This is a genomic window from Variovorax glucosi, from assembly GCF_051216695.1.
GTDB lineage: Bacteria > Pseudomonadota > Gammaproteobacteria > Burkholderiales > Burkholderiaceae_C > Variovorax.
Genome location: NZ_JBPJZE010000102.1, coordinates 1 through 1418, shown reverse-complemented (window position 1 = coordinate 1418; position 1418 = coordinate 1). Strand labels below are relative to the sequence as shown.

At 68.3% G+C, this 1418-nt stretch carries 1 protein-coding gene and 1 pseudogene; both read left to right on the top strand.

Annotated features, from left to right (window positions below):
* Positions 1-442, top strand: a pseudogene (locus ACSFA3_RS23255) (rhodanese-like domain-containing protein); the annotation flags it as partial.
* A gap of 97 nt (positions 443-539) precedes the next feature.
* On the top strand, positions 540-1418 hold an 879-nt coding region (locus ACSFA3_RS23250; protein WP_435507802.1), incomplete at its 3' end, for a cytochrome c biogenesis CcdA family protein.

Below are 1418 nucleotides of genomic sequence, written 5' to 3'. Positions count from 1 at the left end.
GTTCGAACAGGAGCATCCGCTGTGGGCAGCGAACCTGCCGCTCTCGCGCATCGAGATCGAAGCGTGGCGGCGTATTCCGCGGCGCGACACGCTGATCGTGCTGTACGGCGAACACGGTGGCGTCGATCTTGCGCCGCTGGCCGCGAAGACATTGGCTGCACTGGGCTACACGAACGTGCATCTGCTCGAAGGTGGCCTCGAAGGCTGGCACCGCGCGGGCGGTGAGCTGTTCCGCGACGTGAACGTGCCAAGCAAATCTTTCGGCGAGCTGGTCGAGCACGAGCGGCACACACCTTCGTTGTCCGCGCCCGAAGTGAAGGCGCTGGTCGACGCGAAGGCCAACGTGGTGGTGCTCGACGCGCGCCGCTTCGACGAATACCAGACGATGAGCATTCCCTCGGCCACCAGCGTGCCGGGCGCGGAGCTGGTGCTGCGCAACCGCCCCGAAGGCGGGCTGGAAGCCCGACTGACCATGAGCACGCGCGCCGCGCCGCCGAACTGAGCCGCGCGCTCATCCCTCCATTGACCAGACCCCGACCATGCTCCTCCTCATCGTTGCCTACCTGGGTGGTGTGCTCACCATCCTGAGCCCGTGCATCCTGCCCGTGCTCCCGTTCGTGTTTGCGCGCGCCGACCGGCCGTTTCGCTCGCATGGCCTGCCAATGCTGCTGGGCATGGCGCTGGCGTTTTCGGCCATCGCCACGCTGGCGGCGGTGGGTGGTGGCTGGGTCGTGGCGCTCAACGAATACGGGCGCAGTGCGGCGATTGCGCTACTGGCGGTGTTCGGCGTGACGCTGCTGTTTCCATCGGTGGCCGACCGCCTGAGCCGGCCGCTGGTGGCGCTCGGCTTGCGGTTGTCGGGGCCCGCCTCTGGGAAGGCGTCGGTGTTTTCGCCGCTGCTGCTGGGGGTTGGCACGGGGCTGCTGTGGGCGCCGTGCGCGGGGCCAATCCTCGGGCTGATCCTGACTGGCGCCGCGCTCAACGGCGCGAGCATCGGTACGTCGTTGCTGCTGCTGGCCTATGCGGCCGGTGCTTGCACCTCGCTGGCGGCCGCGCTGCTCTTTGGCGGGCGGCTGTTCTCGGCGATGAAGGGGTCGCTGCGCACCGGTGAATGGATGCGGCGCGTAGCCGGCGTAGCCGTTCTCGCGGGTGTCGGCGCCATCGCGCTGGGGCTGGACACCGGGCTGCTCAGCCGTCTCTCGGTAGGCACGACTTCGGCGCTGGAGAAAGCACTTGTGGAGAAGATCGACATGCCCATGCCGTCGCCGCAACCGCAGGCTTCCATCGACTCGGGCGGCCTGGTGCGGACGTCGACTCAACCGGAGCCGAAGAAGCCCGCATTGACGCTGCCCGACGAAGGCAGCCTTCCTTCGCTGGCCGGCGCCACCGAATGGATCAACTCCGCACTGCTGACGCCC